Origin of the sequence: Photobacterium sp. GJ3 (genome assembly GCF_018199995.1) — a bacterium.
Taxonomy (GTDB): Bacteria; Pseudomonadota; Gammaproteobacteria; order Enterobacterales; family Vibrionaceae; genus Photobacterium.
Genome location: NZ_CP073579.1, coordinates 555398 through 581493 on the forward strand (window position 1 = coordinate 555398; position 26096 = coordinate 581493).

The 26096-nt window shown below is 48.5% G+C and carries 27 protein-coding genes; 16 read left to right on the forward strand and 11 right to left on the reverse strand.

Going from position 1 to position 26096, the window contains the following annotated elements:
* The first annotated feature begins 33 nt into the window (after positions 1–33).
* Entirely contained in the window at positions 34–327 is a 294-nt protein-coding gene (locus KDD30_RS19340) for a hypothetical protein (protein ID WP_211651609.1), read from the forward strand.
* A 16-nt stretch (positions 328–343) separates the two neighbouring features.
* On the opposite strand, the gene pdsS is transcribed toward KDD30_RS19340, so the two are convergent.
* Together pdsS and pdsR are read right to left on the reverse strand one after the other, a co-directional pair.
* Entirely contained in the window at positions 344–2524 is a 2181-nt protein-coding gene (gene pdsS, locus KDD30_RS19345) for a proteobacterial dedicated sortase system histidine kinase (protein ID WP_249199423.1), read from the reverse strand.
* Complete coding sequence (gene pdsR / locus KDD30_RS19350; protein ID WP_211651611.1) at positions 2524–3210, reverse strand: proteobacterial dedicated sortase system response regulator; 687 nt, start codon at positions 3208–3210, stop codon at positions 2524–2526. The genes pdsS and pdsR overlap by 1 nt, the downstream gene beginning before the upstream one ends.
* Positions 3211–3449: 239 nt before the next feature.
* Between pdsR and KDD30_RS24620 the strand changes: the two genes are divergently transcribed.
* The gene (locus KDD30_RS24620; RefSeq protein WP_249199424.1) at positions 3450–3632 is read left to right on the forward strand and encodes a hypothetical protein; all 183 of its coding nucleotides are present in this window, start codon (positions 3450–3452) and stop codon (positions 3630–3632) included.
* The gene (gene pdsO, locus KDD30_RS19355) at positions 3629–4198 is read left to right on the forward strand and encodes a sortase-associated OmpA-like protein PdsO (protein WP_249199425.1); all 570 of its coding nucleotides are present in this window, start codon (positions 3629–3631) and stop codon (positions 4196–4198) included. Before KDD30_RS24620 ends, pdsO begins: the two co-directional genes overlap by 4 nt.
* A gap of 327 nt (positions 4199–4525) precedes the next feature.
* Here pdsO and KDD30_RS19360 read toward each other — a convergent pair whose 3' ends face one another.
* Positions 4526–5482: a chemotaxis protein CheV gene (locus KDD30_RS19360; RefSeq protein ID WP_211651612.1), complete on the reverse strand. Its 957-nt coding sequence runs from the start codon at positions 5480–5482 to the stop codon at positions 4526–4528.
* A 551-nt stretch (positions 5483–6033) separates the two neighbouring features.
* Here KDD30_RS19360 and KDD30_RS19365 point away from each other — a divergent pair.
* Positions 6034–6387: an NADH:ubiquinone oxidoreductase gene (locus tag KDD30_RS19365; protein WP_211651613.1), complete on the forward strand. Its 354-nt coding sequence runs from the start codon at positions 6034–6036 to the stop codon at positions 6385–6387.
* Between the two features lie 83 nt (positions 6388–6470).
* Here the strand turns inward: KDD30_RS19365 and nagA are convergent, their stop codons facing one another.
* The gene (gene nagA / locus KDD30_RS19370; protein ID WP_211651614.1) at positions 6471–7619 is read right to left on the reverse strand and encodes an N-acetylglucosamine-6-phosphate deacetylase; all 1149 of its coding nucleotides are present in this window, start codon (positions 7617–7619) and stop codon (positions 6471–6473) included.
* Between the two features lie 126 nt (positions 7620–7745).
* Positions 7746–8285, reverse strand: coding sequence for a hydrolase (locus KDD30_RS19375; RefSeq protein WP_211651615.1), 540 nt, complete (start codon positions 8283–8285; stop codon positions 7746–7748).
* 249 nt (positions 8286–8534) lie between these two features.
* On the opposite strand from KDD30_RS19375, the gene KDD30_RS19380 reads away from it, so the two are divergent.
* The gene (locus tag KDD30_RS19380) at positions 8535–9221 is read left to right on the forward strand and encodes a VC0807 family protein (protein WP_211651616.1); all 687 of its coding nucleotides are present in this window, start codon (positions 8535–8537) and stop codon (positions 9219–9221) included.
* A gap of 65 nt (positions 9222–9286) precedes the next feature.
* On the opposite strand, the gene KDD30_RS19385 is transcribed toward KDD30_RS19380, so the two are convergent.
* Positions 9287–10153, reverse strand: a complete 867-nt coding sequence (locus KDD30_RS19385) for a DNA ligase (protein ID WP_211651617.1) — start codon at positions 10151–10153, stop codon at positions 9287–9289.
* 365 nt (positions 10154–10518) lie between these two features.
* Here KDD30_RS19385 and KDD30_RS19390 point away from each other — a divergent pair, with 365 nt between their 5' ends.
* Both KDD30_RS19390 and KDD30_RS19395 read left to right on the forward strand, forming a co-directional pair.
* Complete coding sequence (locus KDD30_RS19390) at positions 10519–11196, forward strand: chromosome segregation ATPase (RefSeq protein WP_211651618.1); 678 nt, start codon at positions 10519–10521, stop codon at positions 11194–11196.
* A 142-nt stretch (positions 11197–11338) separates the two neighbouring features.
* The gene (locus KDD30_RS19395) at positions 11339–11566 is read left to right on the forward strand and encodes a cupin domain-containing protein (protein ID WP_371826119.1); all 228 of its coding nucleotides are present in this window, start codon (positions 11339–11341) and stop codon (positions 11564–11566) included.
* 22 nt (positions 11567–11588) lie between these two features.
* Here the strand turns inward: KDD30_RS19395 and KDD30_RS19400 are convergent, their stop codons facing one another.
* Positions 11589–13034 (reverse strand): FAD-dependent oxidoreductase, encoded by a 1446-nt coding sequence (locus tag KDD30_RS19400; protein WP_249199426.1) that lies wholly within the window; start codon positions 13032–13034, stop codon positions 11589–11591.
* A 481-nt stretch (positions 13035–13515) separates the two neighbouring features.
* Here KDD30_RS19400 and KDD30_RS19405 point away from each other — a divergent pair, with 481 nt between their 5' ends.
* Together KDD30_RS19405 and KDD30_RS19410 are read left to right on the forward strand one after the other, a co-directional pair.
* Positions 13516–14505, forward strand: a complete 990-nt coding sequence (locus KDD30_RS19405; protein ID WP_211651619.1) for an OmpA family protein — start codon at positions 13516–13518, stop codon at positions 14503–14505.
* 225 nt (positions 14506–14730) lie between these two features.
* The gene (locus KDD30_RS19410; RefSeq protein ID WP_211651620.1) at positions 14731–16062 is read left to right on the forward strand and encodes a trypsin-like serine protease; all 1332 of its coding nucleotides are present in this window, start codon (positions 14731–14733) and stop codon (positions 16060–16062) included.
* Positions 16063–16143: 81 nt separating this feature from the next.
* On the opposite strand, the gene KDD30_RS19415 is transcribed toward KDD30_RS19410, so the two are convergent.
* Positions 16144–16938: a M48 family metallopeptidase gene (locus KDD30_RS19415; RefSeq protein WP_371826120.1), complete on the reverse strand. Its 795-nt coding sequence runs from the start codon at positions 16936–16938 to the stop codon at positions 16144–16146.
* Between the two features lie 117 nt (positions 16939–17055).
* On the opposite strand from KDD30_RS19415, the gene KDD30_RS19420 reads away from it, so the two are divergent.
* The 4 genes from KDD30_RS19420 to KDD30_RS19435 all read left to right on the forward strand — a co-directional run bounded on the left by KDD30_RS19420 (position 17056) and on the right by KDD30_RS19435 (position 19630).
* Entirely contained in the window at positions 17056–17493 is a 438-nt protein-coding gene (locus tag KDD30_RS19420; RefSeq protein WP_211651622.1) for a hotdog fold thioesterase, read from the forward strand.
* A complete protein-coding gene (locus KDD30_RS19425) occupies positions 17490–17726 on the forward strand; it encodes a DUF3389 domain-containing protein (protein ID WP_211651623.1) in 237 nt (78 codons plus the stop codon). The genes KDD30_RS19420 and KDD30_RS19425 overlap by 4 nt, the downstream gene beginning before the upstream one ends.
* 278 nt (positions 17727–18004) lie before the next feature.
* Positions 18005–18895, forward strand: a complete 891-nt coding sequence (locus KDD30_RS19430; protein ID WP_211651624.1) for a phosphotransferase — start codon at positions 18005–18007, stop codon at positions 18893–18895.
* Between the two features lie 72 nt (positions 18896–18967).
* Positions 18968–19630 (forward strand): RimK/LysX family protein, encoded by a 663-nt coding sequence (locus KDD30_RS19435; protein ID WP_211651625.1) that lies wholly within the window; start codon positions 18968–18970, stop codon positions 19628–19630.
* Between the two features lie 85 nt (positions 19631–19715).
* Here KDD30_RS19435 and KDD30_RS19440 read toward each other — a convergent pair whose 3' ends face one another.
* From KDD30_RS19440 to KDD30_RS19450, 3 genes are all read right to left on the reverse strand, one after another.
* Complete coding sequence (locus KDD30_RS19440; RefSeq protein ID WP_211651626.1) at positions 19716–20543, reverse strand: DUF2797 domain-containing protein; 828 nt, start codon at positions 20541–20543, stop codon at positions 19716–19718.
* 200 nt (positions 20544–20743) lie between these two features.
* The gene (locus KDD30_RS19445) at positions 20744–23161 is read right to left on the reverse strand and encodes a fatty acid cis/trans isomerase (protein ID WP_249199427.1); all 2418 of its coding nucleotides are present in this window, start codon (positions 23159–23161) and stop codon (positions 20744–20746) included.
* Positions 23162–23293: 132 nt separating this feature from the next.
* Positions 23294–23746, reverse strand: coding sequence for a DUF3069 domain-containing protein (locus KDD30_RS19450; RefSeq protein WP_211651627.1), 453 nt, complete (start codon positions 23744–23746; stop codon positions 23294–23296).
* 258 nt (positions 23747–24004) lie between these two features.
* On the opposite strand from KDD30_RS19450, the gene KDD30_RS19455 reads away from it, so the two are divergent.
* The 3 genes from KDD30_RS19455 (at position 24005) to KDD30_RS19465 (ending at position 26072) form a co-directional block, all read left to right on the forward strand.
* Positions 24005–24952: a diguanylate cyclase domain-containing protein gene (locus tag KDD30_RS19455; protein WP_211651628.1), complete on the forward strand. Its 948-nt coding sequence runs from the start codon at positions 24005–24007 to the stop codon at positions 24950–24952.
* A gap of 156 nt (positions 24953–25108) precedes the next feature.
* Positions 25109–25780 (forward strand): YceH family protein, encoded by a 672-nt coding sequence (locus tag KDD30_RS19460; protein WP_211651629.1) that lies wholly within the window; start codon positions 25109–25111, stop codon positions 25778–25780.
* Positions 25767–26072 (forward strand): GIY-YIG nuclease family protein, encoded by a 306-nt coding sequence (locus tag KDD30_RS19465; protein ID WP_211651630.1) that lies wholly within the window; start codon positions 25767–25769, stop codon positions 26070–26072. The genes KDD30_RS19460 and KDD30_RS19465 overlap by 14 nt, the downstream gene beginning before the upstream one ends.
* Positions 26073–26096 lie beyond the last annotated feature (24 nt).

Here is a 26096-nt window from a genome sequence, read left to right on the forward strand (position 1 = left end):
CTGAAAGGCTCGACTTGTCATAAGGTGAACACAATGAAATGGAACAGTGTGCTTTTGGCGACGCTGGTTGTTTCCGGAATGTTCGTTGCAGGCGCTCAGTCTGAAAGCCGACTGATGTCCTATGAAGATTATATGGAACGTTGCACTGAAACTTATGGTTCAGACCGGGTTTCAACCAGTGTGTGCGAAAACCAGTATCTGACGATGTATGCCAAAGAGGAAGAGTTAACCGCACAGGCGGATACCCGGATGCCTGAAGCGGTAACTCCGGAAGATGAAGTATCATCGCCGTCTATCTCAGAGCCTGAAACAGAACAGCCGGAATAACCGGCTGCTCTGAGGCCTAGTGACTGTGGATGGGACCAAGCGGTAACGTGATGCTCACCGTGACCCCTTGCCGGTCATCCCGGTTGTCGATTTGGATCTGTCCATGGTGATACTCCACAATCAGCCGGGCGATATAGAGCCCTAATCCAAGATGGGGCTTGGTTTGGTGCGCTTGATTTCGTACAGAAACCATAGAATGAAGCAACTGATTGGTCATATTCTCGGGCAGTAAAGGCCCCAGATTACTGATTGAGAGCTGTGCATGCGCCTGATTTTGTGACAATGTCACTTCAATCGGGTTCCCGGGTTCACTAAACTCTGTCGCATTCGCAATCAGTTTATCCAGCAGCTGAGCCAGAAAATCAGGTGCCCCGTGCATCATCAGCGTTGAATCTGTTGTTTTCACTCGGAATTCATAATCTGGAAAGGCGAGTTGATAGCCTTGAATACAGCCCCGGATAAGTTCATCCAATGCAAATTGCTCCCGATCAGCCCCTTGTAAGCTTTGCTCAATCCGGGTGGCTTCCGTCATGCTGGACAAGATCGTGCCTAATCGTCGGATACCTTCCTGAGCCCGGTCGATATATCGCTGCGAGTCTTCATCGTGTTGAACCATGGCCAGGTTATCCAGTGAAGAACGGACGACGGCAACGGGGGTTCTCAACTCATGGGAAAGGCGGGAGGATAAATTCTCAAGATAGTGGTTGTACTGGCTGAGTCGGCTCACCATGTCTGCAAGGCTGCGGGATAAGTCCCCGATCTCATCTCTGGAGGCGGACGATGCAATCGCTTCCCGAATCCGGCCCTGCGCATCAATCGATTGTTCAGCCTGATCCCGGAGCTGGCGAATGCGATTCGACAGACTGGATGCAAACAGAAACAGAATCACAGCAGCAATCAGGATGATAATCAGCAGCACATTGAACAGCTGCTCCAGTGCTCGGTTTTTGAGGGTCTGGACCCCAGCGGTGGATTCTTCAACGACGACTGCCCCCATCACCTGATTCTGCAGCCAGATAGGATAGGCGGCGGACAGAATCATGGCTTTGCCGTCAGAAGAAGGACGCCAGTGCGCATACCCCCGGCCATGTAATGCCTGATCAATGTGGACTCCCTGAAGCCTGGCCGGATTGGGGGGCTGATCATCAAACGGCTCTGGTTTATCCAGCAAAAAGGTATAGTACAACGGCCGGAGCACGTGTTCTTCAATCCAGGACTGAACCCCTTCAGATGTTTCATCGTAACGGATGGATGTCGCCCAGACACCATCCGAATGGCGGATGTCACCAGACTGTGCCAGTACCCGCTGATGCCGATCCAACACCCAGATCCGTGAGCTGCTGTGTCCCATCCCTTGAACAATGCGCTCGATTTCCGGTGAAGGCAGTAACACGGTGCCTAAAGTTCGTTCTGATTTTGGGTTTGACGTTGCGATGACCCGCTCAACATCCCGGCTTGTTGCCTGATCAACCTGATGGACGGCAATGGCCAGTTTCTGGCCCAGATGGTCAGAAGGGACACTGAATTCAAGGTCATAGCCTGTATTGCTCGGCTGCCATCGGGCCTGAATCAGTGCAGAAGGGGAGTACAAATCTGGTGAGTCCAGCTCATCTGTGATTTGCCAGACCGAGGTTTGCCCATTGCTTTCCAGCGCAATCAGATATCGCTCAAACGTGCCATCCGGTGTGGTGAGTGAGAGGGTCAGATGGTCATTCCGGTCGGCACGCAAGCTGCCTGAGCGGCGTGTAATGAGATGTCCATCGTTGACTTTCAGCGCGCCATAAATGTGTTGTTGTGCACTGCCGAGAATCAAATAAAACCCGTGTTCTGTGCGAAGATCTGGACGTTTGCTGAACAAGACAAAAGGCTGACCGTAATACTGCATTTTGGTGGGCAGATCTTCCGGCCAGTCTGCGAACTGGCCATCGACTTCGATTGTCGGGGGTAAATCATAAATGTAGAGATCCCTGCCTTGCTGCATTTGGGGCTGCATACTGGCTTGCTGACTGAAGAGCGCAGGACGCTCGTTGAGTGCGGTTGCGATGGCTCTGGCTGTGCCGATCAGGGTCTGTTCCTGACCCTGACGGAGTAACTTTTCCATTTCAAGTACAAACCGATAGCCAAACCATGGCAATGTGAGTAACAAACTGGCGATGATGATGATTTTGACGCGCAGGCCAATCTTAAATCGCTGCATCAGACGCCCCATCGATATCCCATACCGTAGACTGTGTGGATCTGGTCAAAATCAGGGTCATGCTGCAGGAATTTTTTGCGGATACGCTTGACGTGCGAGGTAATGGTGCTGTCATCAACAACGACTCTGGCATCGTCCATCAAATCTTGCCGGCTGCGAACATGTCCCGGACGTTTGGCGAGTGCATACACCATCCAGAATTCTGTGACGGTCAAATCAATGCGTTGTTCCTGCCAGAAAATCTGCATTTTATTCTGATCGATCGTTAATGCATCCCGGCGGAGTAATGTTTCGGCTGAACTTGGGACTGAAAGGAGCTCGCTGCGACGGAACAATGCCGCAATCCTTGCAACCAGGTGTGGCAGGCTGATGTCTTTCGTCAGGTAATCATCGGCCCCCATTCTTAAGCCACACACGGTGTCAAAGTCGCTGTCGCGGGCAGTCAGAAAAATGATTGGTAAAGTGGGAGACATGGCCCGCAAAGACTGGCACAGCGTAAATCCGCCGTCAATTTCATGTCCGAGTCCGATATCAATAATGGCCAGATCCGGAAGTTTTACATCAAATGCAGCCTGAGCCTGCAACCGGTCAGCATAGCCCTGCACACCGTAGCCATGTTTTTTCAGGACATCGGTGTAGTTTTCCCGGATGGCTGTTTCATCTTCAACAATTGCGATTTGCTTCATCTGTTACTTCGTTCTTCATTGTGAATAATGCAGACTATACCGCAACTCACAGGCTAAAAAAGTGCAAATGCATGCTCAGATGCAATTGCCATTTTTTTGCCACAATTCATCCGCACATTGCCTTTTTTCGTCCCGTCTGAAGCCAGAACTTCTTGGTTTAATTCACTCATCGGCACACCACGGCAGCTATGCACAGGGTGGCCTCGTTGAATACTCAAACACACATGAAGGAAAGATTGATGAAAACGATGATGAAAAAACATGCGCTGTCTCTGGTGGTCGCTGCGGCAATGGTAGCAGGTTCGGGTCAGGCTCATGCAGCTTCAGCAGATGCTCAGGCTCCGATTCAGCAGGAGCAATGGGTCGGAATGGGGTCCGGTGCAACAATGGGCGTGATTGTCGGGGGCCTGTCGGTGCGGTGATTGGTGCCATAGTGGGCGGTATTGTCGGGACAGCCGTCGGTCAGGACGGATATATCGGTTCGCAGCAAGCCCAATTAGACCGTCAGACAGAAACGATCAACCACCTCAACGCTCGCAACGCAGAATTGGAACCGCTTCAGGAGAGCTACAGTGCGTTGCAGCAGGAGCTTGCAAGTTTGCGAGTCACACAGCAACAACGGGATTTAGCGCTGGCAATGAATGTCCACTTCCGTACAGGTTCTGCAAAGATAGAGCCTCATTTTCAGTCCCAGCTGGATGAAATCGCTGAATTAATGAAGCAGTCACCCGAAGTGAACTGGGAGCTGTCCGGCTATGCGGACCGTCGCGGCGACACAGAGCGAAACCTGTCGTTGTCAGAAGAGCGAGCGAATCGTGTCCGGGATTATCTTGAATCACGCGGGGTGAATTCTGTTCAGATTGTGACAATTGCGTATGGTGAAGAAGAGCCACTGCAGGTTGACGAAACGGGCGAGTATGACTTTTTTGACCGCCGGGTGACTTTGCGCAGCCAGCAAGGTCCGGTCCAGACGGCTCAATCGAAGTAGGAGCTGGCGATGAATACGACCACGCGTTTTACACTCAGCAGTTGTCTGATTCCGATTGCAATCATGGTGTTATTTACTTTGCAGTTGGCGATTAAGGGGATAAGTCGACATCTTCAATGAATTATCTGATGCAGATAAAGGGAGTGAACCATGAAACATGGCAGCATACGGAGCATGCGAATATCAGTGAATCCGAGCAGACGATCATTGCGTCACGGGGGCCTACTGGCCCCTGATTCCCACTTTGTCTTTCTTTTTAAGGTGACCGTACTTCACTTGAGTTTAATTTACTGTTAACGCCCAGCGTTCAATGAGAAATGCCTGCATTCAGCGTGGTTCGGAGGACTGCAGGCTCTCTCTCAATCTGTCTTGTACCACTTCAACCAGCAGATCGGGCTGGAATTTGGAAATAAAGCGATCACAGCCAACTTTTTCGACCATGGCCTGATTAAAGCTGCCACTCAGTGATGTATTCAGCGCGATAAACAATTCATTCATCCGCTTGTCCTGACGAATTTCATGCGTGAGGCGGTAACCGTCCATTTCTGGCATTTCTGCGTCCGTGAACATCATCAGAATTTCCTGATAGACATCTTTGCCTTCACCGCACCAGGATTTCAGTAACTCCAGGGCTTGCCGGCCATTGGTTGCTTCAATCACTTCAAGGCCCAATTGTGACAGGGTATCGCGGATCTGAGCGCGCGCGGTTGATGAATCATCCACGATCAGTACTTTCTGTCCATATAGCTGACTGACCAGTGTCTGATCCAAAACAGCGTCTGAGATTTCGGTATTGTAAGACACAATTTCGGCCAGCACTTTTTCGACATCCACAATGCTGACCAGCCGTTCATGATTATCCCGTTTGACACGGGTAATGGCCGTTAGGTAATTGTTTTTCCCGGCATGCTGCGGTGGTGGCTGAATATCTTGCCAGGTTAGATTGGTAATGTTCAGTACCTGTCCAACCAGAAACCCCTGAACACTTCGGTTGTATTCAGTAATGATCAGATTGGTTTCACTGTTTTCGTCCGTTGCCCGGACTCCAATCGCCTGCCGTAAATCAATAATCGGGATCGACTGTCTGCGAATTGTTGCCACACCGCACACACTGGGATGGCTACCCGGCAAGGAGTGTAAATGAGGCTGCTTCACGACTTCGCGTATCTTGAAGACATTAATTGCAAACAGTTGCGCTGAGTGGAGTCTGAAAATCAGCAGCTCCAGGCGATTTTCTCCAACAAGCTGTGTTCGCAGATCGACTGCATCAAGAATGGTCGTCATCTTGTGATCCGATACGTTGAGTATTTATTTGGGATTTCAGGAAATTATAGAGATTTGCAAGTTAAAGTCATAAACATCGACAAAAGCTAAGAGCAATATCTCAGTTTCAGTGTATTGAAGCCTGGACAAGACTTTCCAATCGTTATCGTGATGATGAATCGGGCTTCACAAAATTGAGAACTCTTCTGTCTTCGTGACTAGTTCAGTATTTCATCCCGTAATTCATAGCCTCAGCAACATAACTCTTTGACTCTTGCGGCGGCTTTGACTCAAAGAGTAAATATTATTTTTCAAAAGTGTCCATTCGGATGATTTTTGTCTGAATTAAGTCTTGTTAACCTTTTTTTAACTTTTGTCCAGAAAAGCTTATCTGTCATTGATTTATCATGTTTCAAAATGTAAATGTATGAATTTGAAACAATTTAGCAACATATTTTGCATGAAAGTTGACTATAAATTCGCCAGAAAAGCTGAAACAATACCGGGTAATGAAGAGGCCAGCCTAATAATTGGCATGTGATGTTGTTCTTGGATGTTTCAGTGAGGTGTTGATGAAATTCTTGTTCATTCTTCTGATTTCAGTCATTGCTGGTGTGTTTTCGGGTGAGCATTTCCATTCGTTTATGGCTGGTTTTGGCGTTGCTTCTTTGGCTGTGGGTACAGCTTACTGGCTGGCTTTTCGTTCAACGCAATACCCGCAAATGGCTTTTTTGCTGTTACTGACCGGATTAATGGCCAAATTGGGAGTGACTGTGTTTGGCGTGATGTGGGGCCTTGAGAATCAGGTGATTCATTCACCATTCGTGTTCGCACTGTCTTATTTGTTCTTCTCGATTGTTGCGACTTATGGTTACTTTAAACTTCGTGAGTTTCAATTGAGTCGTCTTGAGGCTGCGCGCGCTTAACGGGACATGACAGAAACAGAAATGCATTTGATTCAGGGCCGTTTTAGACGGCCCTGATTGGTTTTTGGGGAAAAGAAGTGCGTTTAGCGGTGTGAGAACGGGTGACGCTGACCCATTTGAACGGTGGCTGCCACGTCAAGTGTATCGGTAAGTAAAGTCAGGTTGGCTTTGTAACCGGGTTGGAGCACACCATAGCTTTGATCAATACCCAAAGCTTTCGCCGGGTACAGACTGGCCATCCGTAACGCTTCTTCCAGACTGAGCCCCACATGCTGAATCAGGTTTCGGACGCCTTCAATCATGGTCAACGCAGCACCAGCAATGGTGCCATCTGCATAATGACATTTCCCATCGGTGACGAAAGCCGGTGTCCCCGCCATGTTGTATTCAGTCAGATCGGTTCCGGCTGGCGTCACTGCATCTGTGACCATGAACAGTTGCTCTCCTAATAACTGATGCGCAATTCGCACCGCCGCATAGTCGACATGAATGCCATCCACAATAATGCCCGCAAAAGGTTTCTGGTCGAACACATAACCGACCGCACCGGGTTCCCGCGAATCGAGCGGGCTCATTGCATTAAAGAGGTGCGTTGCCATCTGAATGCCGTTTTTGGCCATCAGATCGGCGTATCTGGCATTGGTATGACCCATAGAAACAATGATCCCTGCTTGTGTCAGGATATCGATTACGGCTTGGTCACATTGCTCCGGGGCGAGGGTAATGACTTTGATGCGGTCGGCATGCGACGCAAGAAAATGTGCAGTTTGTTCATCAAGCTCCCGGATACAGTCTTCCTGATGTGCCCCTTTCTTTTGCCTGTTGATAAATGGCCCTTCCAGATGCAACCCTAAAATGCCTTGATTGGCGGGTTCGTGAATGCTCTCCGCTAAGGCGATGACTTCAGAAAGAGACTCAGACTGGCTGGTAATAAAAGTCGGTAAGTAATGCGTTGTTCCAAAACGCAGATTGGTTGCATTCATGGTGTCTAAGGTGGACTGAGAGATGTCTGTATTCAGCAGGACACCGCCGCAACCATTCAATTGAATATCAATGAAACCCGCTGTGGCCAGAAGCCCGGAACCATCCAGTGTATCTGCCGGGATGATCTGGGATTGCTCGGCAACGGACATGGGTAGGATTGCACTGATGGTATCGCCGTCAATCAGAATGGCTTGGTCTTTTTCAATCGTGCTGCCATTGAACACGCTGGTATGGGTAATTGCGTACATGGGCCGTTTTCCGAATGTGAAGGGAGATGGCGCATTGGCTATCTTATTTTTCTTATGAAAATAAGATAGCCTGCATTGACCCGTGAATCAATGCTTCTGTGAAGCATTTGTTACGCGAAAGCGGGGCTACTTAATCAGGTTTAAGATGGTTTTGAAGCTGTCGCCTGAGGCGATTTTCTGAAGTTCAAAGAGCACCATCTCTGTGCTGGTGAGCGTGACACCGGCTTGTGACATGCGGTTCAGCGCAATGGTTTTATTGTTGCCAATCCGGGAAGAAACAGCATCTGCGACCACTTCCACATGAAAATCTTTGTCCAGTAAATCCATCGCTGTCTGGTAGACACAGATATGCGCTTCAATCCCGACCAGCAAAACATGATGGCAGCCTGATGATTTCAGAGCATCCATGAAGGCCGGAGATTGGCAGCCACTGAAACAGTTTTTGGCAATGGGGGAAAGATCGGTCAGGTGATCAGCAACTTGCGGAATGGTCGGGCCAAGTTTGTCGGGTAACTGTTCCAGCCAGAGAATCGGCAGCCCTAATGCTTTTGCACCTTGGGTCATGACAGACAGATTGCTGAATAAGGTTTCAGCGTCCTCCATAAGCGTCGCCAGCTTTCCCTGTACATCGACAATGACAAGTGCGGTTTTATTGCGATCCAACATAGGAACATCCTTTTCAATTTTTAATGATAAATATCTTTTACATGAGAAGTTTAGTCATTCTGTGGAGCAGGGGATTCACCACCTAGAACATGTGCCGTTCTGACTGAAAAGTCAAGGGTGGCACTACAGGCAGAGAGTGGGAGGTTGTCTCATTTCCCGGGCCGGAATATACCTTGTAACCTGTTTCGCCTTTACATTGCGGGGAAATGGCGGAACAATGTGACGATTCTGAAATGTACTTGATTCAATATGACTGAAAAAAAATCGAACCCGCTTACCGATCTTATCTTTAACGTGATTGTGCCCTCAGTTGTTCTGATGAAACTGAGTGGTCAGGACTATCTTGGTCCGGTGAATGCACTTGTCCTTGCGTTGGCTTTCCCGGTCGTTCTCGGGGGATATGAACTCCTCAAACATAAGAAATTCAATTTTATCTCGTTGTTGGGCTTTATCAGTGTTTTGCTCACCGGGGGAATTGGTTTACTTGAGCTGGATACGCAGTGGCTTGCCATTAAAGAAGCCCTGATCCCTGGCTTAATTGGTCTGGTTGTGTTTGGTTCTACCTTTACCCGTTATCCGATTGTCACGAAAATGATCTTTAATGACACGGTCCTGAATCTTGATCTGATTAAAGAGCACCTGAACAAGCATGATAAGCAGGCTGAATTCAACAAGTGTCTGACGCAGTCTAATTATCTGTTTGCCAGTACTTTTGCGTTTTCTGCCGTGATGAATTATGTGCTTGCGACCACGATTGTCACCAGCCCGGCAGGCTCAGAAGCTTTTAATGAAGAGCTCGGTGAGATGACGCTGCTGAGTTACCCGATGATTGCAATTCCATCCATGCTGATGATGTTTGGAATTTTCTATTATGTGTGGCGTTCAATTCGCCGGATGACTCATCTGGAAGCGAATCAAATCTTTAAAATGCAATAATTGCTTTGATTTGACGGAATGCACAAAGGCCTGAGACATCAGGCCTTTTTTACACTTGTGTTTTGTTAAATTCCATCCGGACGGACTCTCAGGAATCGGGCAAATCTTGGAATCTGATTGCTTGTATACCCGTTGTGTCTGAAGGTGATTCGGCTGCCGACTGCCGGGGGAGACAGGCGATCCGCATCCGTGAAACCCGATCCGATTTTAAACGGAGGATGACCCGCCATTTTGACCCAGATTGCCCCCATCATGCCCCGATATTTACCTTTGCCTGGTTCATAGCCCATGACCATGGCTTCGGCATCTTCGAAACGTTTTAACTTGAGGACGCCATCCGTTTTACCGTGCTGGTAACGTTGTGCATCCCAGTGCAACATCAGCCCTTCACCGCCGCGTTTTTCCACTTCAGACAGCAGGGTGTCCAGTGCCAGCGCGGTATCCACTTTCTGTTGAGGGATCACTTTCAGGTGCGGCAGATTCAATTGGGCGACGTGTTTGCTGAAATGCTGGTGGCGTTCTCCAAATGTTCCGTCATGCGCTGGCGCATCAAAAATCATGAACTGAATCTGACGCCATTGTGAGTCGTTCGGCTGCCTATCAAGTACAGTCTGCATCACCAGCGGGTAGTTTTCCCGGCCAGCCCAAAGCTCGCCTTCCAGCGGGAAACCAGGAAGGGATTCGGTAAACCAGAGCGGCGCAGCGATGGGGTGACCAGACCGTGTCAGCAGTTGTTTGCCTGTCCAGTGAGCTCGGATCCCATCCAGCTTTTCGCTGACCCAATAGTCTGAGAGTGTTCTGCCTTTGGGCAGGTCAAATTCTGGTTCTGAGCCACTGAGTGACGTGGCTTTCATAACACTGAATTCCGGTGTTGCTTGAGTCACTGGCGATAATGTCAGTGTAATCAGAAACGCTAAAACAGAGTATTTCATGCGTGATGTCCTTTGAATCATTTCAAATCAGTCAAAAGCACCATAAGTGAAATTTCTGTGGTTGCAGTGCAGGATAGAGAACAGGCTGCAGGAATGCGGCTGGCCTGAAGGCTTACATGATATCGGTGCAGAGTCTGTCAACGGAATTGCGAGTGATCTCCTGATAGATAGTCTTTTGCGAGCCGGGGTAGAACAAGTGAATATCACGGGTAAAATGAAGGTTTGATGGGTGAGATGCGCTGAATTGAGCATCATAGAATCAATTGATTATAATATTGAAATTGTTCTGACATCCATGAAAGCGAGTATGTTAGGCTTTGCCGGTTTATGATTGCTTGTCCTGTTAGGAGTATGGAATGGTTTTGATGTCGAACTGGAAGGTGGCGTTGGTTGCAGGGGTCATTGCAGGCGCTGTCCTGGCGTCATCAATTGGTTATATCCGACAACAGCCTCATTCGGCAGAACTGCAAACCCTGAGAGTACAGAATGCCGAGCAGGTTGAGCAGATTCAAAGCCTGAGCGAGCGCTTGGAAACGTTGGAATCGTTCCAGACTGATAAAGCTCTGGAAGTGAAAACACTTCAGGAGGCTCTGGAAGAAAAGCAGCTTGCGCTGGATACATTGCAAAAAGAGCATGCAAAGGAGTTAGCTTCTCTTAAACAGCAAAAGCAGCAACTGGCAGTCAGCAAAAAGAAACTGGACACTAAAGTTGAGACCCTGACGCAAGCGACGAAAATACAGCAGAACGTATTGTCCAATTCGAAAGCACTTTATCAGCAGCAATTAGAGCTTCAGAAACAGCTGAATCAGGCAGAAGCGAACTTGAAGCAAGCCCGTCGAGTGGCGGATGAGTTTAAGAAACCCTGTGATGAATTTAAGTCTGGCAAAAGCTGGAATTGGGTGTCTCAGGCGGATTGCGATCGCTACGAGCAGAAGCTGTCGAAAGTCGCAGAAGCTGAGGTTGAGAAATCGGCGCTTCAGCAAGAACTGGAAGTCCTGAACCAGAAAATTGAAGTCGCATTACCCGAGAACCAATCCGAGTAATTTCCTGCGAGAGGTGACACATGGACCAGTGTAAGATGAATCAGGTGTCTGTTCAGAATTTACTGGATGACATCCCGGACCATTTACCCGAGGAATGCTTTCAGAACTTGATTGTGTCCCCCATGTTCGCGTGGAACGTATTGTGTCCAGAGGACACCAGACCCCGGATGGAGACTGGTATGATCAGGAAGAAAACGAATGGGTCATGGTGATTCAGGGACAGACCGAACTTGCATTTGATGATGCGCGGCCTCCTGTACAGCTCAAAGCGGGTCAGAGTATTTTTTTGCCAGCCCATTGTCGTCACCGGGTCAATTGGACTTCACCGGACGAGGACACAATCTGGCTGGCAATTTTCTTCCCTGCCTGAGCAATGGCCTTGATGAACGCGCTCAGTCAGTGACAGGCGTTTTGAGTTGTCCGACGGGCAGGGCAAGTGCTGTCGGGAAACAGCGTGCTGCAGCCAATTGTTCCGCTTTTTCCACGATAGCCTCAAGTGACAATTGTTGTGTGATTGAAAAACGTTCTTCCCAGCGATTGCTGGCGCCACTTGCTGACTCTGAAATTATCCCTTCGCAGACCAATTGTTCCAGAATTCGTTCGGCTGCAGCCAGCGCCGATGATGCCTTGACTATTTCAGCCCGTGCATAACGTTGTCCGGCAAACGAGACGTCTGCGGCGCGTAAGGATGGGTCATCCCCCGGAATTTGTTGGGCACCAAAGAGTGGTGGGCCACCAATCACAGCGGACTGATACGCCGGAATGAATTGAGCCAGATGATCGATTGCACGCTGAGTACGTGCTTCAGCTTCTTGGGGCTGCCAGCCGCTTTTCAGCTTGGTTTTGAAAGATTCGCCAAGCTCGGGTTGTGCACTTGTTGCAGTGCTGCGGACAAGACCATCCTGAAACAGCGTGATCTCCGGTGTCATGCCGTGGAGCTGGAAATAACCATCCGGGTAGGGAGTAAGCTGTGCCATGCCTTCAGGCGTACCACGCTGGCCGTGAAAAATAACTTCGGGCCAGTCGGCTTGGCTGTCTTGCCAGTGGGTGACATAAGCTGCTTTAAACTCCACCAGACGCTGACGAGGTTGCGATGCCAGATTGTCCAGTGTGCCAGTACGATACCCACAGGCATTGATGACATAATCAACCTCAATCTCACGGCTGATCACATCAGCTTTGTTTACATCAAAAGACTGATAAGTGATCCGCCATTGATTCGGTTGCGGTAAGTACGCCAGATCGGTGACTTGTGTGCTGGTATGTACCTGACAATTGCCGAGCGCATCCAGCGCCAGAGAAACGGTAGCTGCAAGCCGGAAGACGCTGACCCCATATTCCTGTACCAGGACGAAAGGATATTGGAAGTTATTCAGATCTAAGTGTCGGGCGACCGGAATCATCCAGTCATCGGCAGTCATCGTGTAATCGGGGAGTTCCCGTTGTGCGAGCCGTTCCATGTCTTCCCGGGAATACAGACGAAAATATTCATCAGGGTGCCCAAGAACCGCGTTGCATTCATCCTGTGTCACGAGCGCCTGATAACGCTGTTTGAGCAGGTTGAGACGTGGAATGAGATGTTCCGGATGCTCCGGATCCTGGCGTGGTACGGCAATGACTGTTGGACGGATGTTGGCACTGTGCGGATACACGCGTAGTGTCTCGATGGATTGCTCCAAGAGTTGCAGACACTGTTGATCTGAAATGTCCCGATATAAATTACCACCGGCATGAAGATGGCAGATTGGCGGACCATTCACTAAGCTTGGACCTGCTTCAAACAGACTTACAGCGAAGCCTTGCTCGGCAAGCCGAAGGGCAATGGTGGAACCAGCCATTCCTCCTCCAATAACCCCGATTTTAAGATGGTTATTGGGGGTTTTATTGCTTGCGTCAGTCATATTCAATGGGAATTCATCATCATTTCAAATCTCGTACCCGGCATTTTACTCACCATTGGCACGCTTTGAAACCGTGTAATCGTGTTCAAAGGACTGTTTGTACATTTTTCTGTCAGAAATAATTTACATTGTAAATTCCCGTGAATTCTTTGTCCTTCGTCTTTGCGAACGGAGCGACCGAGATGTTTGTTTACAAATGGCACATTGTGCTGTTTGTCTGCATGAATAGCGATGAATGACGGTTTGAACAGATCATAACTCGTTCATTTCAGTGGAAGCTCATAACATTCTAATTCCGTCGAAAAAATGTCTTAGAAAAGATAAAGCGTCGAGATAACTTGCTCATTCCCTTGTCAAATTGGCCTTCTGTGTCTAAACCCTTAGTTGGTAGTGGTGAAATGAAAACAAGGAAATAATCATGATAAAAATAGTGAAATTCGTTCCGTTGGCGATCTTTCTTTCCGGTGCAACCTATGCTGCCACAGAGAATCTCTGGTATTTCGGTGCCCGGGTCGGTGGGACGCATTTTAATAGTTTCGATGGTGCATTGGATGGTCAGAAAAGTAATTTCGGACAGGATGACTGGGGTGGTGGTGTATTCCTTGGTTATCAATTCTCTCCATTAGTTGGCTTAGAAGGGGGTTATACCTATCTTGGCGAAGCCGATTATGATTTGGCAAGCGGTGGCTTTGAAGCTTATGGATTGGATTTGGTTGCGAAGCTGACCTGGCCTGTATCTGATGCGATCGATTTATATGCGAAAGGCGGGGCTTTCTTTTTTAATGTCGATAATTCAGTGAATGATACCGATGGTGATGGTGTTTCCGGTACTGCAGGTGTCGGCGCTGAATTCTTTATGAATCCAAGCTTGTCTACCCGGCTTGAATACCAATATTACAATCAGGTTGGTCGTAGTGAGCCGGGTAAAGCTGATATCCATTTCTATGGTTTGAGTCTGGTGTATCACTGGGGAGCGCCTGCTGCAGCCGCAGTTGTTGAAGAAGCAGCGCCACTACCTGAACCAGCACCATTGCCGCCATCAACGATTCAGCCGATTCGGGTGGCACTGCCATTTGACTTTGACAGCAGCCAGCTGACACAGGAAGACATTGACAGGTTACAACCCATTGCGGATCGTCTTGTGAAATACCCCGACAGTAAGTTACAGGTGATTGGGCATACCGATGCTTCAGGTAAGCCGGCCTATAACCAGAAACTTTCTGAAGAACGGGCGGCAGCGGTTGCCGGTTACCTTGCCGGATACTTTAGCATTGGTATGGATCGGATTGAGATTAAAGGCTTTGGTGAGCGTGATCCGATAGCGCCGAATAATACTGAGGACGGCCGAGCGCAAAACCGCCGTGTGGAAGCCTTTATGCCTGGCATGACCATGGATGATGGCCAGTAACACAATGCAATTTTCTGATGAAACAGGCCTCCTGATACGAGGCCTGTTTGTTTTAAGATTTTGCGATCGACGTTATGAAACGGTGATTCTTTGAGCCAGGTTTTTCATGTTTATTCTCTTATAAATTCCATGATTGATTAAAAGTTAGGCATGTTTCTCTGATTTCAGTCAATTTGAGTTGCGCGCAGTTCTGCGCTGAAACCTCACTGATTTAAAGGATTAATCATGAAACAGAGAATATTTCCGTTAGCGACACTGGCTGCAGTGTTTGCCTCATTGCCGGTGCAGGCTGAAACCGGTGTGAATGAGATTGATGTAAATTACAGCCCGCGTATTGTGGGCGGAACGGATGCCGTGGCTCAGGACTGGCAGTTTTTTACCCAGATAGTCTCCAGAAATGGGAATCGGCCTTTTTGTGGTGCCAGCTATTTAGGTGAGGGTTATGTCCTGACAGCAGCGCATTGTGTCGATAATGATCGGCCCTCAGATATAGCGGTTAAAATTGGCGCCCACCAGTTTAATGGGACCGATGGGATTCGTGCCGAAATCAGCCAGATTCATATTCACCCACAATATCGGCGTGCAACGCTCACCAATGATATTGCAGTGCTGAAACTCACCTCAAATGTGATTGCCCCAACAGTTGAAATAGCCGCAGGTAGTTTAAGCCAGTATGTGTCGGTTGGTGATAAGTTACGGGTTGCCGGCGTGGGCAGATTATTTGAAAACGGCACCAGCCCGACGATACTGCAAGAAGTCACCGTGCCACTGGTTAGTGACGCGGTTTGTCAGCAAGGCGGGGGCAGCTACCAGAATGTCGGCCTGGATAACTTCTGTGCCGGGTATGCTCAGGGACAAAAAGATTCATGTCAGGGGGACAGTGGCGGCCCGATCATCGTGAAACGAAACGGGCAAATCACGCAATTGGGAATTGTCAGTTGGGGAATTGGCTGTGCACGCCCCAATCAATATGGTGTTTACTCGGATATCGCGGCTTTACGGGATTGGGTTGATACGGTGATTTCAGGAACGGATACACCTGTCGCACTGAGCTATGAAAAACAAGTCGTTTTGCCTGATTTTCATGTGGGAGAATTGCGTCAGCATGAATTCAAGTTTACCAACACCGGCGTGGCTCCGATTTCAATCAATGAAGCAATTGCCAAATCAACCGGGGTGACTGATGCAGCTGTCGTTGCTTCAGATACGTGCTCAGTGGCGACTTTAACTCAGAATCAAAGCTGTGCTGTCCGGGTAGAATTCGGAGCAAGGATTGCGGGTCAGGCGGGTGTCACTGTGACTCTGTTTGCAGACCAGATTCAAGGGCCAGTCGAAGCTCATGTGACGGCTGCGGCACTGGATCAGAACGGTGGTGGTCAGTATGACTTCATCTATCCGAATGGTCTGGGGCAATATCGTCCGGGGACGATTGTCCTGGCAACAGATGGTCAGCGGTATCAGTGTCGGCCTTATCCAAGCAGCCAATGGTGTAATTTTGGTGGTGCATATGCCCCAGGGGCTGGCTGGGCTTCAAAGGATGCCTGGCTGACGCTGTAAACAGGATGGTGTGAATCACAAGCACTTCTCATTCAAGGCATCCTGCGTGAAGCGGATGCCTTGTTCAGCACATGATGTTTTCTATGAACGAGCTGGGGCAGGGCAATTCGGGCGCTTGGCAGTCGATGGGGGTAAACGATTTATTTCTGCCCGCAGATCATCGATACGGGTTGCATGAGCAGGGTGCGTTGACAGGATTTCAGGCGGTTGATTTCCACCGCTCGCTTTACTCATGTTTTGCCACAAGGTAACACTCTCGCGCGGATCAAACCCGGCCTGAGACATCATACGCAGACCGATGATGTCCGATTCTGACTCTTGCGCTCTGCCGTAAGGCATGAGTACCCCATATTGAAGTCCGAGTCCCAATCCGGCCATGGCCATTTCCTGATATTCTGTGCCACCGAGCGCAACACTGGAAATCTGTAAGCCGAGGTTGGCTAACTGGGAACGAGAGAGACGCTCATTGCTGTGTTTGGCCAACACATGCCCAATTTCATGGCCGATCACAGTCGCGAGTTGGTCCTGATTCTTCGCCACATCGAGTAACCCCGTGTAAACACCAATCTTACCGCCCGGCAGCGCAAAGGCATTGACCTGCTCACTGTCGAAAACAACAACTTCCCATCCGGGAAAACCATCCTGATGGCCTAACTGGGCCGTCAAAGCCCGCGTGACGCACTGTACATAACGGTTGACCTGGTTGTCTGAGCTGATTTTTTCCTTCTCCTTCATTTGTTCGAAGGACTGTGCACCCAACGTTGACATATCCTGCTCAGAAAACAGCAAAACCTGTTGTCTGCCTGTTGGGGAATTACTGCAGGCCGCAATAAAAAGGCTTGTTGCTATCATTACGGACAGGCGAAATGTATGCATTGCTCTCATCCTGTTCACTCCTTTGTATTTTTAGTATATGTCATGTGCTCCTCTGCTTATCAGTCAAATTCAGAGATGCTATGCTGATGGGCGAATAACAATGGCTAAGGAACGTGAATGTCAATCTGGCAAAAACAATTTGACCTGAAAGATCTGAATCAGTCGTCCAAAAACACCTTGGTTGAACACATCGGCATCGAATATTGTGCTTTTGATGACAATAGCTTAACCGCAATGATGCCAGTAGATACCCGGACTCACCAGCCTTTTGGAATGTTACACGGCGGTGCTTCCGTCGTGCTTGCGGAAACGTTAGGTTCAATTGCGGCGAACATGTGTGTGGATGAGGGAAAATACTGTGTTGGTCTGGATATCAATGCCAATCACGTGCGTGCTGTCCGGACTGGTTTTGTGAAAGGAACGGCTACGCCGGTCCATCTGGGGGCAACGACACAGGTCTGGCAGATTACAATCACCGATGAACGGGAACAGTTAGTTTGCACCAGCCGTCTGACCATGGCGGTATTACGCCATAAAAAGCAGGTGACATCATGAACCTGAATTTCAGTCAGGGCCGAGTGATTGCAAATCAGCATGAGTTGGTGATTCGGCTTGAGGGAAAAAACCGAGTGACTTTGCAGGCCAGAACGGATGATATCCGTTTGATTCGTCAGCCTGTTCTGATTACAGCCAGTGGGAGTGGGGTTCACTGGTCTGTTCATTTAGATGACGATGCCCAGTTAGCGCAATTGTCTGATGAACTTGGGATTGCAATCGAAGCAATGTGAAGTACACAGGATGTCGAATGGATTTTTGGCAGCTTTCCTGTTTTGGGGCTTGCATCGCGAAGTTCAGTTGCGTGGCTTTGAAGTCCTTATCATTTGTAACAGAATTGCTACGCTTTCCTGACTTGGAAAGCAGAATAAAAATATGGATATGTATTCGTTTATTTCACTGTAGAGCCATCGAATCAAGATGACATTCAAGGCGAGTGGGTCTGGAGGGCCTGTATACCTTATTTTGTGTCGTACAGTGGGATACGTTCAAGGCGTTAGAAAGGAAATCTATGCAAGAACAACAATTGAACCACATTGCTGTGAAGGCGTTTCGGAGCCTTTTTTCAAGGTGTCCTGATTTTTGTAATTTACAATCAACATTTTATGGCTGGGTTGCCTTCCTTTCATCAGATAAACAACGTGTTGTCATCAAGTTTTGTCGCCAACCGGGAAGGCTTTGTAAAGAAATCCAGGCATTAAAGCGTTTGAATTTATTGATCGATTGTAAAGTGCCGGAGGTTATATTTTTTGGTCAGGAAGAGGGGCAGGAATATATTGTGATGGAGTGGGTGGAGGGGGTGCCCGCTTATGAGTTACCTTCGGAAAAACAAGCCATTGATATTTTTTCTGAGCACCTGACAGATTTGTTAATTGAAATGCATGACCAACCTCAGAATCATGGCTTTGAGTTAATGGCGAATCAATATGATGTGCAGTTATTACCCGCCTTTGAGGCTTGGATGTCTCCAGTCCTGAGATATCTGACAAGTCAGAATTCTCCGTTCTCAACTGAATTAAAGCAACAGTACGAAAGTTTATGGGAATCGCGTGCTGAAGTGCTCTCGCCACTGAACGACGCTCCCTCTTTTGTGCATGATGATTGCCATCTGGGCAATGTTTTATTTGATCCGGAAACGTACCGGGTCACGGCGATATTAGACCCGGCGGATGCCGGTGTAAAACATCGTGAGTTTGACTTATTTCATTTGAATGATATGCGGCCAGAACTGGATCTGATGTCGCGTTATGCTGCTAAGTCGCCTTTAGCCGAAGGGTATGAGGCCAGACGATGGTATTTCAGTTTATGGGACGATGCGAAGCATGCTTCAAATATTGGCTGGTATGATGAGCAGCATTTGCTGCATAAAATGAAAGCTTACCAGCGATTGTCCAAGGGTTAACAAAGGAGACTTTGAGCCAAATGCTCAAATTGTTTATGATACCTGCGAGTCAGAATTGATGGTGACGGCTGTATGAAGAAAAAGAGCTTATTGTGTTTAACCCTGTTATTGACGGGGTGTGTGTCAACCGAGAGTCATCAAACGCCAGACGTTGCAGATACGAATGGAATCCCGCTGGAATCCGAGTCGATCGTCCAACCAGTCAGCCCGCCTGAAGTCGCCACGCCAGTGGAAGACGGACGGGTTGAACAGGTTGCAGTGCTGCTACCTGCCTCGAAAGCCAAACCTGCGGCAGTGAAGCCTAAGCCCCAGCCGGCTTATCTTAAAAAAACAGTGCTGAAAACAAAAGATGGCAAACTGATTTTGGGACGCCAAGAGTGGGTGTGGTTGAGCGCGGAGAAAAAATACGTTCGTGCACATGTCGAACTCGATCAAAAGGAATCAACACTGGGGGTCACTGCGTTAACACTGTTTGAACGGGACGGACGGGAGTGGGTGAAGTTTCAATCTCGAGGTAAAACATTCGAATTACCGGTTGTTCGCTGGCAGGGTAGTGAAGAAAACAGATTGGCTGTGGTTCAGCTTCGAACCAGACTTGGTGAACTGAATGATATGACAGATTTTGTGTTGGTGGACGGCAAAGAGGTTCGGTTAGGGACTGATTTTACACGCGATGTTGCGATTGTCGATCTGACCCGGGAATATGTTCAGCCGAAACAAAAACTGACTCAGTAAAACACGGCTAGATTCGACTCAATCCCAATAAAAAGCCTTGAGATTCAGGCAGCCGTGATATGGCTGCCTGAATTGTTGATGAGTTTTACTGATGGCTATCAGGCACCACAACAGAAACTTCGTAACTGGTGAATTTACGGATGTTAATCACACCCGTATCAAAAATCAGATATTGCCCTTTGATACCGAGTAATACACCAGAGACCACAGGATCTTTGTCAAAGTTATGGGATGCGATTTTTGTTGGGTACTGATCGACCGGATAGTTGATTTCAATGATGTTTTCATCAAGTCGTTCGATGGCATCTGCGCCAAATTTCAATAAGAGATCCTGCAATCTGGATTCGATTTCAGGCAGTAAGCGTGCTGCTTCGGACTTCAGATCGATAGTCTCCGCATCACCTTTGAGCATGGCCCGCCAATTGGTTTTATCAGCAATAAATTCAGCCAGCGCGATTTCGACCAACCCGGAAAGGTGGCGGTTTTTCACTTTAAGGATTGGGAGTGCCTGTGTGGCGCCCTGATCAATCCAACGGGTTGGAATCTGGGTGTGCCGGGTGATCCCAACTTTCAGGCCGGATGTATTCGATAGATAAACATAATGGGGCACCATGCAGTGCGTTTCACCCCATTCTGGCTCCCGGCAGGTGCCTTGTGCATAATGGCAGGTTTCCGGCTTCATCACACACATGTCACAGCGGGCCAGCTTCTTCATACAGGGAAAGCAATGTCCCTGAGAATAACTCTTTTTGGTTTTCCGGCCGCAGGCGTCACAGTAGATGTTGCCACTGAACGTGAGCTGGAGCGGCTGACCAATCAGCGGATTCAGCGCGAGTGCTTCCTCGCCGACCAATAGCTGATAATTCACGACATCGCCCAGCGAGGCGCGCATTTTACTCAGAGTACCTTGCATATCATTCTCTTACACATTGCTTGATGGGGGCGTTTTGGCCCTTATTTCAGTTCATTCTGATGAGTGACAGTCACCTGAGGATTGCAGGAGGGATGACCTGTCTGAACTGAATTTTTTGTTTTTGGATGACCTGTTGAGTTTATCATCCCGAAGAAGCAGATGAAAAAAACCGGCTGTATTCAGCCGGTTTCTGCGTCGAATTAGCGATTTTCCAGTCTGTTGTAGTCCAGTAATCCCCCTTCGATCGGGTGGTTCTGACGAAAGAGCGCATTGAGTTGATCACTGAACGCCCAAAACTCGGGAGCCGTTCGGCGCACCGCGACTTTATCCAGCAGCGCACGATAGTCCGCTTCACTGTAAATTCGCTTGGCTTGCTGAACGACATCAGGCAGATCAGACTCTTTGACTCGCCAGAAAACGCTCGGGTAGCTGCCAATCAGGCCATGAACCAGCGTCAGGGAATCTTTCGAGGGCTGTCGGTTTTTTTCTTCTGCAAACAGGCTTGAGATGTTTTTATGCGCACTGTTGCGAAGCAGCGTCAGCAACTGCGGTTTCACGGAAGGATCCTCAGGTTCCACCATAATAAAGGTGAGTTCCGGGTACAGTGTTGCCTGCCGTCCTTGAATTCTCGCCAGTGCCTGTAGTTGGTAGATGCTGTCTTTTTTCAATTGCACGTTTGCCAGTGAGTAACGGGACAGATCCTGATCAACGGGGGCCAGCTTCGATTTCAGCATGCGCATCAATTCAGCTTTCGGATTGTCCGTCTGATACACGATCCCTGAGGGCTGGGAAAAGTCATTAATATCGCCTTGCAGGAACTTCTGCAGATGCTGATCGGCATCCTGATACCAATCTGCCAGTTCTGCACGCCGTGTTTCCGGGGGGAGCAGTGACAGGAAGTTGGATTCACCTTCCATACGCAGGAAATCCATATACATCCGGGTCAGTAATTGATGTCCGAAATTGCCATACACATCAAAACCAGCGACCAGCAGGTAGTGGATTCGTTCAATCAGTGAATAATCGATCACCCAGGCTGTTTTCGTGGGTTCACCAACTAAGCCTTTGGTGACAGTTGCACTGTCAAAATGACGAAAAATTGTCAGTGCCGCGTTGTCATTCAAGCCGTCACCATCCCAGATTAAGTCTGTGGTGAGGTGCTCTCCATGCTTGAAGGTATCATTCATGAAGGCATTCTTGGCCCGCAGGAATTTGCCCTGTTCTTTGGAAAACCTGATCCAATTATGTAAGGGAAGTGTGGTGCTTTCAGCTTCTGCCGGCATGCGCAGGTGACTGGCCTGAGATGTGTAGAACGCAGCGACTTTTGGCAGATCAGCCATATCCGGATCCACGAAAACAACCCAGAACCTGTCGTGAATGACATTCAGCGCCAGTTGCCCACGGCATACAGGGCCTTTGATGAACCCCATGATGGTGTGTTGTGCGTTGTCGATCATATATCGATAGCGCGCATTCACCGGTAATTGTTCAAATGCCAACAATGGGTTTGCAGCCAGTTCAGGTTGATATCCCGGTAATGCGCTGACTGTATATTCCGGTGTGATGAAATGGGCTTTCAGTCTTGCCAGCCGCTCATCGGTCAGTGAAAACGGCATATGCGTTTTATCAACGATCGTTTCCCGGACCGGTAAAATGCGGTAGTACACCCGGCTGACACCAGGATCATCAAAGGGTCTGCGTGTGGCGATTGGATCGACAGGTTGTCCCGGTGCTGTTTTTGAACGCACAATCCGGAAAAAGGTAGTCCGTCCGTTTTCTGTCGGTATATCCGGGAAATACAGATGCGAGACAAACCAGTGTTCGAACAGATACCGGGCTGTGAGCTGATGTTTGAAGTCATTATGGTTGAGGAAGCTTTCCCATTTGCTGATTTCAGCTTTGGCGTTTTCTGGGATCTGATTTTGCGAGGCCATCGGCGCGCCGGCTGCAACCCAGTCCATCAGCAGTTGATGTTCCTGATCGGCCAGTTTCGGCAGACCGTAGGGCATGCCCCAAAGTGGGTAGGATTGTTCATAAGCAGACATTTCTTCGATGGTCGGGCATTGCTGATTCCGATCCAGCGAGAAATCCCAGTCCCCGGATAGAATTTTCTGGTCGGGAAGCGGGTGGTTTTGCTTTAACGTCAGCATCCGTGCCAGCACGCTGAGTTGCGTATTGGTTTCCGGCGTTTGCATCCGTTCGTTCAGAACCGCCTGAAACCCTTTCTGGCGCCAGACTTCTGTGCTGTGGGCATCGGCAAACATTCGGGTTGTGTTCGCTGCGATCAGACGGGTTCCCTGATAGACTTTTTCTTTATTGGCGCCGCGATCGATCCCTTCAGCGGATGACATTTTAAGCTGGCAGGGGGCGTCATAACAGGCGTGGCAAACCACACAGCGATTCTCAATCAGAGGTTTGACTTCACTCAGGTAGCGTTGTGCCTGACTGGTTTCTATCGGGAGTATGCGGTGCTGCGGGACGGGCTTTCCGTAAAGTTGATCAAAGTTAAACCCTGCGTAAGTTGCACAACCGGAGCCAATCAGTGCCAGAAGCAGGAGGAGGGGCCGCTTGGCCAGTTTAGATAGATGGAAAGTCATGGGCCTTTGGAAGTCTGCCATCAAAAACATTCAGTATAAGTGAACAATGCGTGATCTCAACTGTGAATAAACATTGTTCGATTCCGCGGCTTACTTCGGATCCGAATACTATCACTCAAAAAAAGGGAGCTGATCGCTCCCTCTGAAAGATGATTATTTGTTGAAGATAGCCTGAAACTCTTTCTTCATTGGTGGATGGCGACGCGCTTGCTTCAATTGCTTGCCCAGATCTTTTACGCAGTTACGCAGAACTTTGTCCAACAGCACTGCTTTATATTCACTTTGCTCTTCTTCACTCATGTGAGCCGGCAGTTGGGTCTCTTGCATTTCGCCCAGAAAATCAACACCGGCATAACTCTGGCTCAATGCAACTAAGGCATGGAACTGCTCAAAATTGTCCAGAACATTCTGGGCACTGGCTGGCAGCTCATCCCAGGCTTCACGTGATGTAGGCTCTGAGACTTTGTATACATTGACCAGCATGTTGAGTAATTCATCTGGTACTTGTTCAAATTCAACAACCTGACGCAGTTCTGGCGAACAATCGTCCAGTGTGTACTCAGTCGTTTCAACTTGGTCAAGGTCTTGCTTTTCAATCTCAGACATACAAATTCCTAAGGATATAAACGTAAAGGAAGCGAATGCTAATGACATAGTGCTAAATGTCAATATAGATGAGTTTTTCAAATGAGAAGAATCTGGTCGCTTTCTTTCCGTGTGTTTGTGAAATGCACAAAGCTGTGTGAACTTGATTGTGAAACACAGAGGTTGTGAGTTGTGTTGAGTAACTCATAATTTTTTCATGATGACTCTGTGCTATAAATGGTCAGAGAGAATGCGGAATAGATTCAACAGGATGCCTAAATGGATGCAATGCGAATATTGCTGGTCGATGATGTACAGGTAGAAAGGTTGCAACTCGCGGTGCGATTGCAACGTCTCGGTCATGTCGTCGAAACGGTAGGCTCTGGAGCTGAGGCGATTCACCGATACCCAAATTTTGAGCCTGATCTGGTTTTAATGGATATCAGTATGCCGGATATGGATGGTGTTGAGGTCGTCCGGCAACTTCGTCGTCAGCATACGGAATGGGTTCCCATTATTTTTTTGAGTGGTCATGATGAACCAGAAATGATTGCCGAGGCCATTGATATGGGGGGCGATGATTATCTGGTGAAGCCCGTGAATAAAATTGTGCTGGTTTCAAAGCTCAAAGCAATGCAGCGAATTGCAAATATGCGTCATCAACTGAAATCGACGTCGGAGCAACTGAGTATTGCGAACGAAAAGTTGTCAGAGCAGGTCAATGAAGACGGATTAACAAAAATCGCCAACCGGCGTTATCTGGATATTAAGCTGGCGGAATATATCTCGACCCATGGTCGGAGTAACAGTGCACTGACGGTGATTATGATCGACGTTGATCACTTTAAGCCGTACAACGATCATTATGGTCATTTGGAAGGTGACCGCTGCCTGCAAATGGTGGCCAGAGAACTGAAAGATAATTTCAGTCGAGCCGGGGAGTTGGTGGCTCGTTATGGTGGCGAGGAGTTTGTGGTTTTGTTGAGTCAGTGCGGTCAGGAGCGCGCGCTCAAAGAGTGTGAACGGCTGAAAAAATGTATTGAGCGGCTCGGAATCCCGCATACACGTTCCACGACATCTGATTTTGTGACGGTCAGTCAGGGGATGCTGTCCTGGTATCCGACCGGACTGGAAACACCGGAGCATATTTACTCCATTGTTGATAAAGTTCTGTATCAGGCAAAAGGGCAAGGACGGAATTGCTTCATTGCTGCTGAATTTACCTGATTTCACGACCGATTGGCGAGACCTTCACCAGGCTTGATACGGTGATGGACTTTTCGCTTGTCGGAATATCTGACCATGCTAATCTCTCTTCAGGTCCGGCATGGCGCCGTCAGTCGCCATGCTGCTCTCTAGTGACAAGAAGAAGGATAATAAAGTATGGAAATGTCTCTTAGTTCGCAGGAAGCCAGAGTGATTGGCTGTTTGTTAGAAAAAGAAGTCACCACCCCAGATCAGTACCCACTGACGTTAAATTCCCTGACTACAGCCTGTAACCAGAAAAGTAACCGTGAACCCGTGATGTCTCTGGATGAAGCGACCGTTTTGGATACCCTCGAAGGATTAAAATCGAAGCGCCTGATTCAGGAAGTCACAGGTTTCGGTAGCCGGGTGACAAAATATCAGCACCGGTTCTGCAACACCGAATTCAGTACGTTTCAGTTTACGGAGCAGGAAAAAGGCGCACTGTGTGTTCTGTTGTTGAGAGGCGCACAAACGGCCGGTGAAATCAGAACCCGCACAAATCGTCTGTGTCATTTTGCGGATGTCAAAGCTGCTGAACAAACGTTGGCTGCACTGGCAGAAGACAGCAAAGGTCCCTTTGTTTTGAAACTTCCCAGAGAGTCGGGGAAACGCGACAGTCGTTATATGCATCTGTTCAGCGGCGAAGACTTCAGTCATTTATCCGCTGAATCAGAGAGCGCTGTCTCACCAGCGGTCAATGATGAAACAGAAGAGCGACTGACATCCCTTGAACATGAAGTTGATTCTCTGAAAGAAGAGCTCGCCTTACTGAAAGATAAAATCAGGGAGTTAAGTGAATCAGCGTGATCCTGTACCAATCTGGTCTGTCTATTTAATACGTACACGCTGTAATCGCCTATATTGTGGAGTAACGACGGATGTGAACCGTCGTTACTCTGAGCACCAGACCGGTAAAAAAGGGGCCCGATTTTTAAGAGGCAAGGGCCCTTTGACGCTCGCTTGGAGTGCCGGGGTTGGGGATAAGCGCAAGGCGATGCAGCTGGAATATAAAATCAAACAATTGACCAAGCCCGTGAAAGAGGCATTGGCTGCCAATCAAATTGATCTTGCTGAATTATTCCCTGCCTGTTTTGAATGAACGTCTGATTGAGTCAGTCGTTCA

Bases quoted from the DNA above. Each gene is read 5' to 3' on its own strand.
- KDD30_RS19450 (WP_211651627.1), bottom strand. From the start codon at position 23,746: ATGTCTGAGATTGAAAAGCAAGACCTTGACCAAGTTGAAACGACTGAG.
- KDD30_RS19400 (WP_249199426.1), bottom strand. From the start codon at position 13,034: ATGGCTGGTTCCACCATTGCCCTTCGGCTTGCCGAGCAAGGCTTCGCT.
- pdsS (WP_249199423.1), bottom strand. From the start codon at position 2,524: ATGCAGCGATTTAAGATTGGCCTGCGCGTCAAAATCATCATCATCGCC.
- KDD30_RS19440 (WP_211651626.1), bottom strand. From the start codon at position 20,543: ATGCAAGGTACTCTGAGTAAAATGCGCGCCTCGCTGGGCGATGTCGTG.
- KDD30_RS19455 (WP_211651628.1), top strand. From the start codon at position 24,005: ATGGATGCAATGCGAATATTGCTGGTCGATGATGTACAGGTAGAAAGG.
- KDD30_RS19435 (WP_211651625.1), top strand. From the start codon at position 18,968: ATGAAGAAAAAGAGCTTATTGTGTTTAACCCTGTTATTGACGGGGTGT.
- KDD30_RS19420 (WP_211651622.1), top strand. From the start codon at position 17,056: ATGTCAATCTGGCAAAAACAATTTGACCTGAAAGATCTGAATCAGTCG.
- pdsR (WP_211651611.1), bottom strand. From the start codon at position 3,210: ATGAAGCAAATCGCAATTGTTGAAGATGAAACAGCCATCCGGGAAAAC.
- KDD30_RS19460 (WP_211651629.1), top strand. From the start codon at position 25,109: ATGGAAATGTCTCTTAGTTCGCAGGAAGCCAGAGTGATTGGCTGTTTG.
- KDD30_RS19360 (WP_211651612.1), bottom strand. From the start codon at position 5,482: ATGACGACCATTCTTGATGCAGTCGATCTGCGAACACAGCTTGTTGGA.
- KDD30_RS19430 (WP_211651624.1), top strand. From the start codon at position 18,005: ATGCAAGAACAACAATTGAACCACATTGCTGTGAAGGCGTTTCGGAGC.
- KDD30_RS19375 (WP_211651615.1), bottom strand. From the start codon at position 8,285: ATGTTGGATCGCAATAAAACCGCACTTGTCATTGTCGATGTACAGGGA.
- KDD30_RS19380 (WP_211651616.1), top strand. From the start codon at position 8,535: ATGACTGAAAAAAAATCGAACCCGCTTACCGATCTTATCTTTAACGTG.
- KDD30_RS19390 (WP_211651618.1), top strand. From the start codon at position 10,519: ATGTCGAACTGGAAGGTGGCGTTGGTTGCAGGGGTCATTGCAGGCGCT.
- KDD30_RS19365 (WP_211651613.1), top strand. From the start codon at position 6,034: ATGAAATTCTTGTTCATTCTTCTGATTTCAGTCATTGCTGGTGTGTTT.
- KDD30_RS19340 (WP_211651609.1), top strand. From the start codon at position 34: ATGAAATGGAACAGTGTGCTTTTGGCGACGCTGGTTGTTTCCGGAATG.
- nagA (WP_211651614.1), bottom strand. From the start codon at position 7,619: ATGTACGCAATTACCCATACCAGCGTGTTCAATGGCAGCACGATTGAA.
- KDD30_RS19445 (WP_249199427.1), bottom strand. From the start codon at position 23,161: ATGGCAGACTTCCAAAGGCCCATGACTTTCCATCTATCTAAACTGGCC.
- KDD30_RS19410 (WP_211651620.1), top strand. From the start codon at position 14,731: ATGAAACAGAGAATATTTCCGTTAGCGACACTGGCTGCAGTGTTTGCC.
- KDD30_RS19385 (WP_211651617.1), bottom strand. From the start codon at position 10,153: ATGAAATACTCTGTTTTAGCGTTTCTGATTACACTGACATTATCGCCA.
- KDD30_RS19405 (WP_211651619.1), top strand. From the start codon at position 13,516: ATGATAAAAATAGTGAAATTCGTTCCGTTGGCGATCTTTCTTTCCGGT.
- KDD30_RS19415 (WP_371826120.1), bottom strand. From the start codon at position 16,938: ATGCATACATTTCGCCTGTCCGTAATGATAGCAACAAGCCTTTTTATT.
- KDD30_RS24620 (WP_249199424.1), top strand. From the start codon at position 3,450: ATGAAAACGATGATGAAAAAACATGCGCTGTCTCTGGTGGTCGCTGCG.
- KDD30_RS19425 (WP_211651623.1), top strand. From the start codon at position 17,490: ATGAACCTGAATTTCAGTCAGGGCCGAGTGATTGCAAATCAGCATGAG.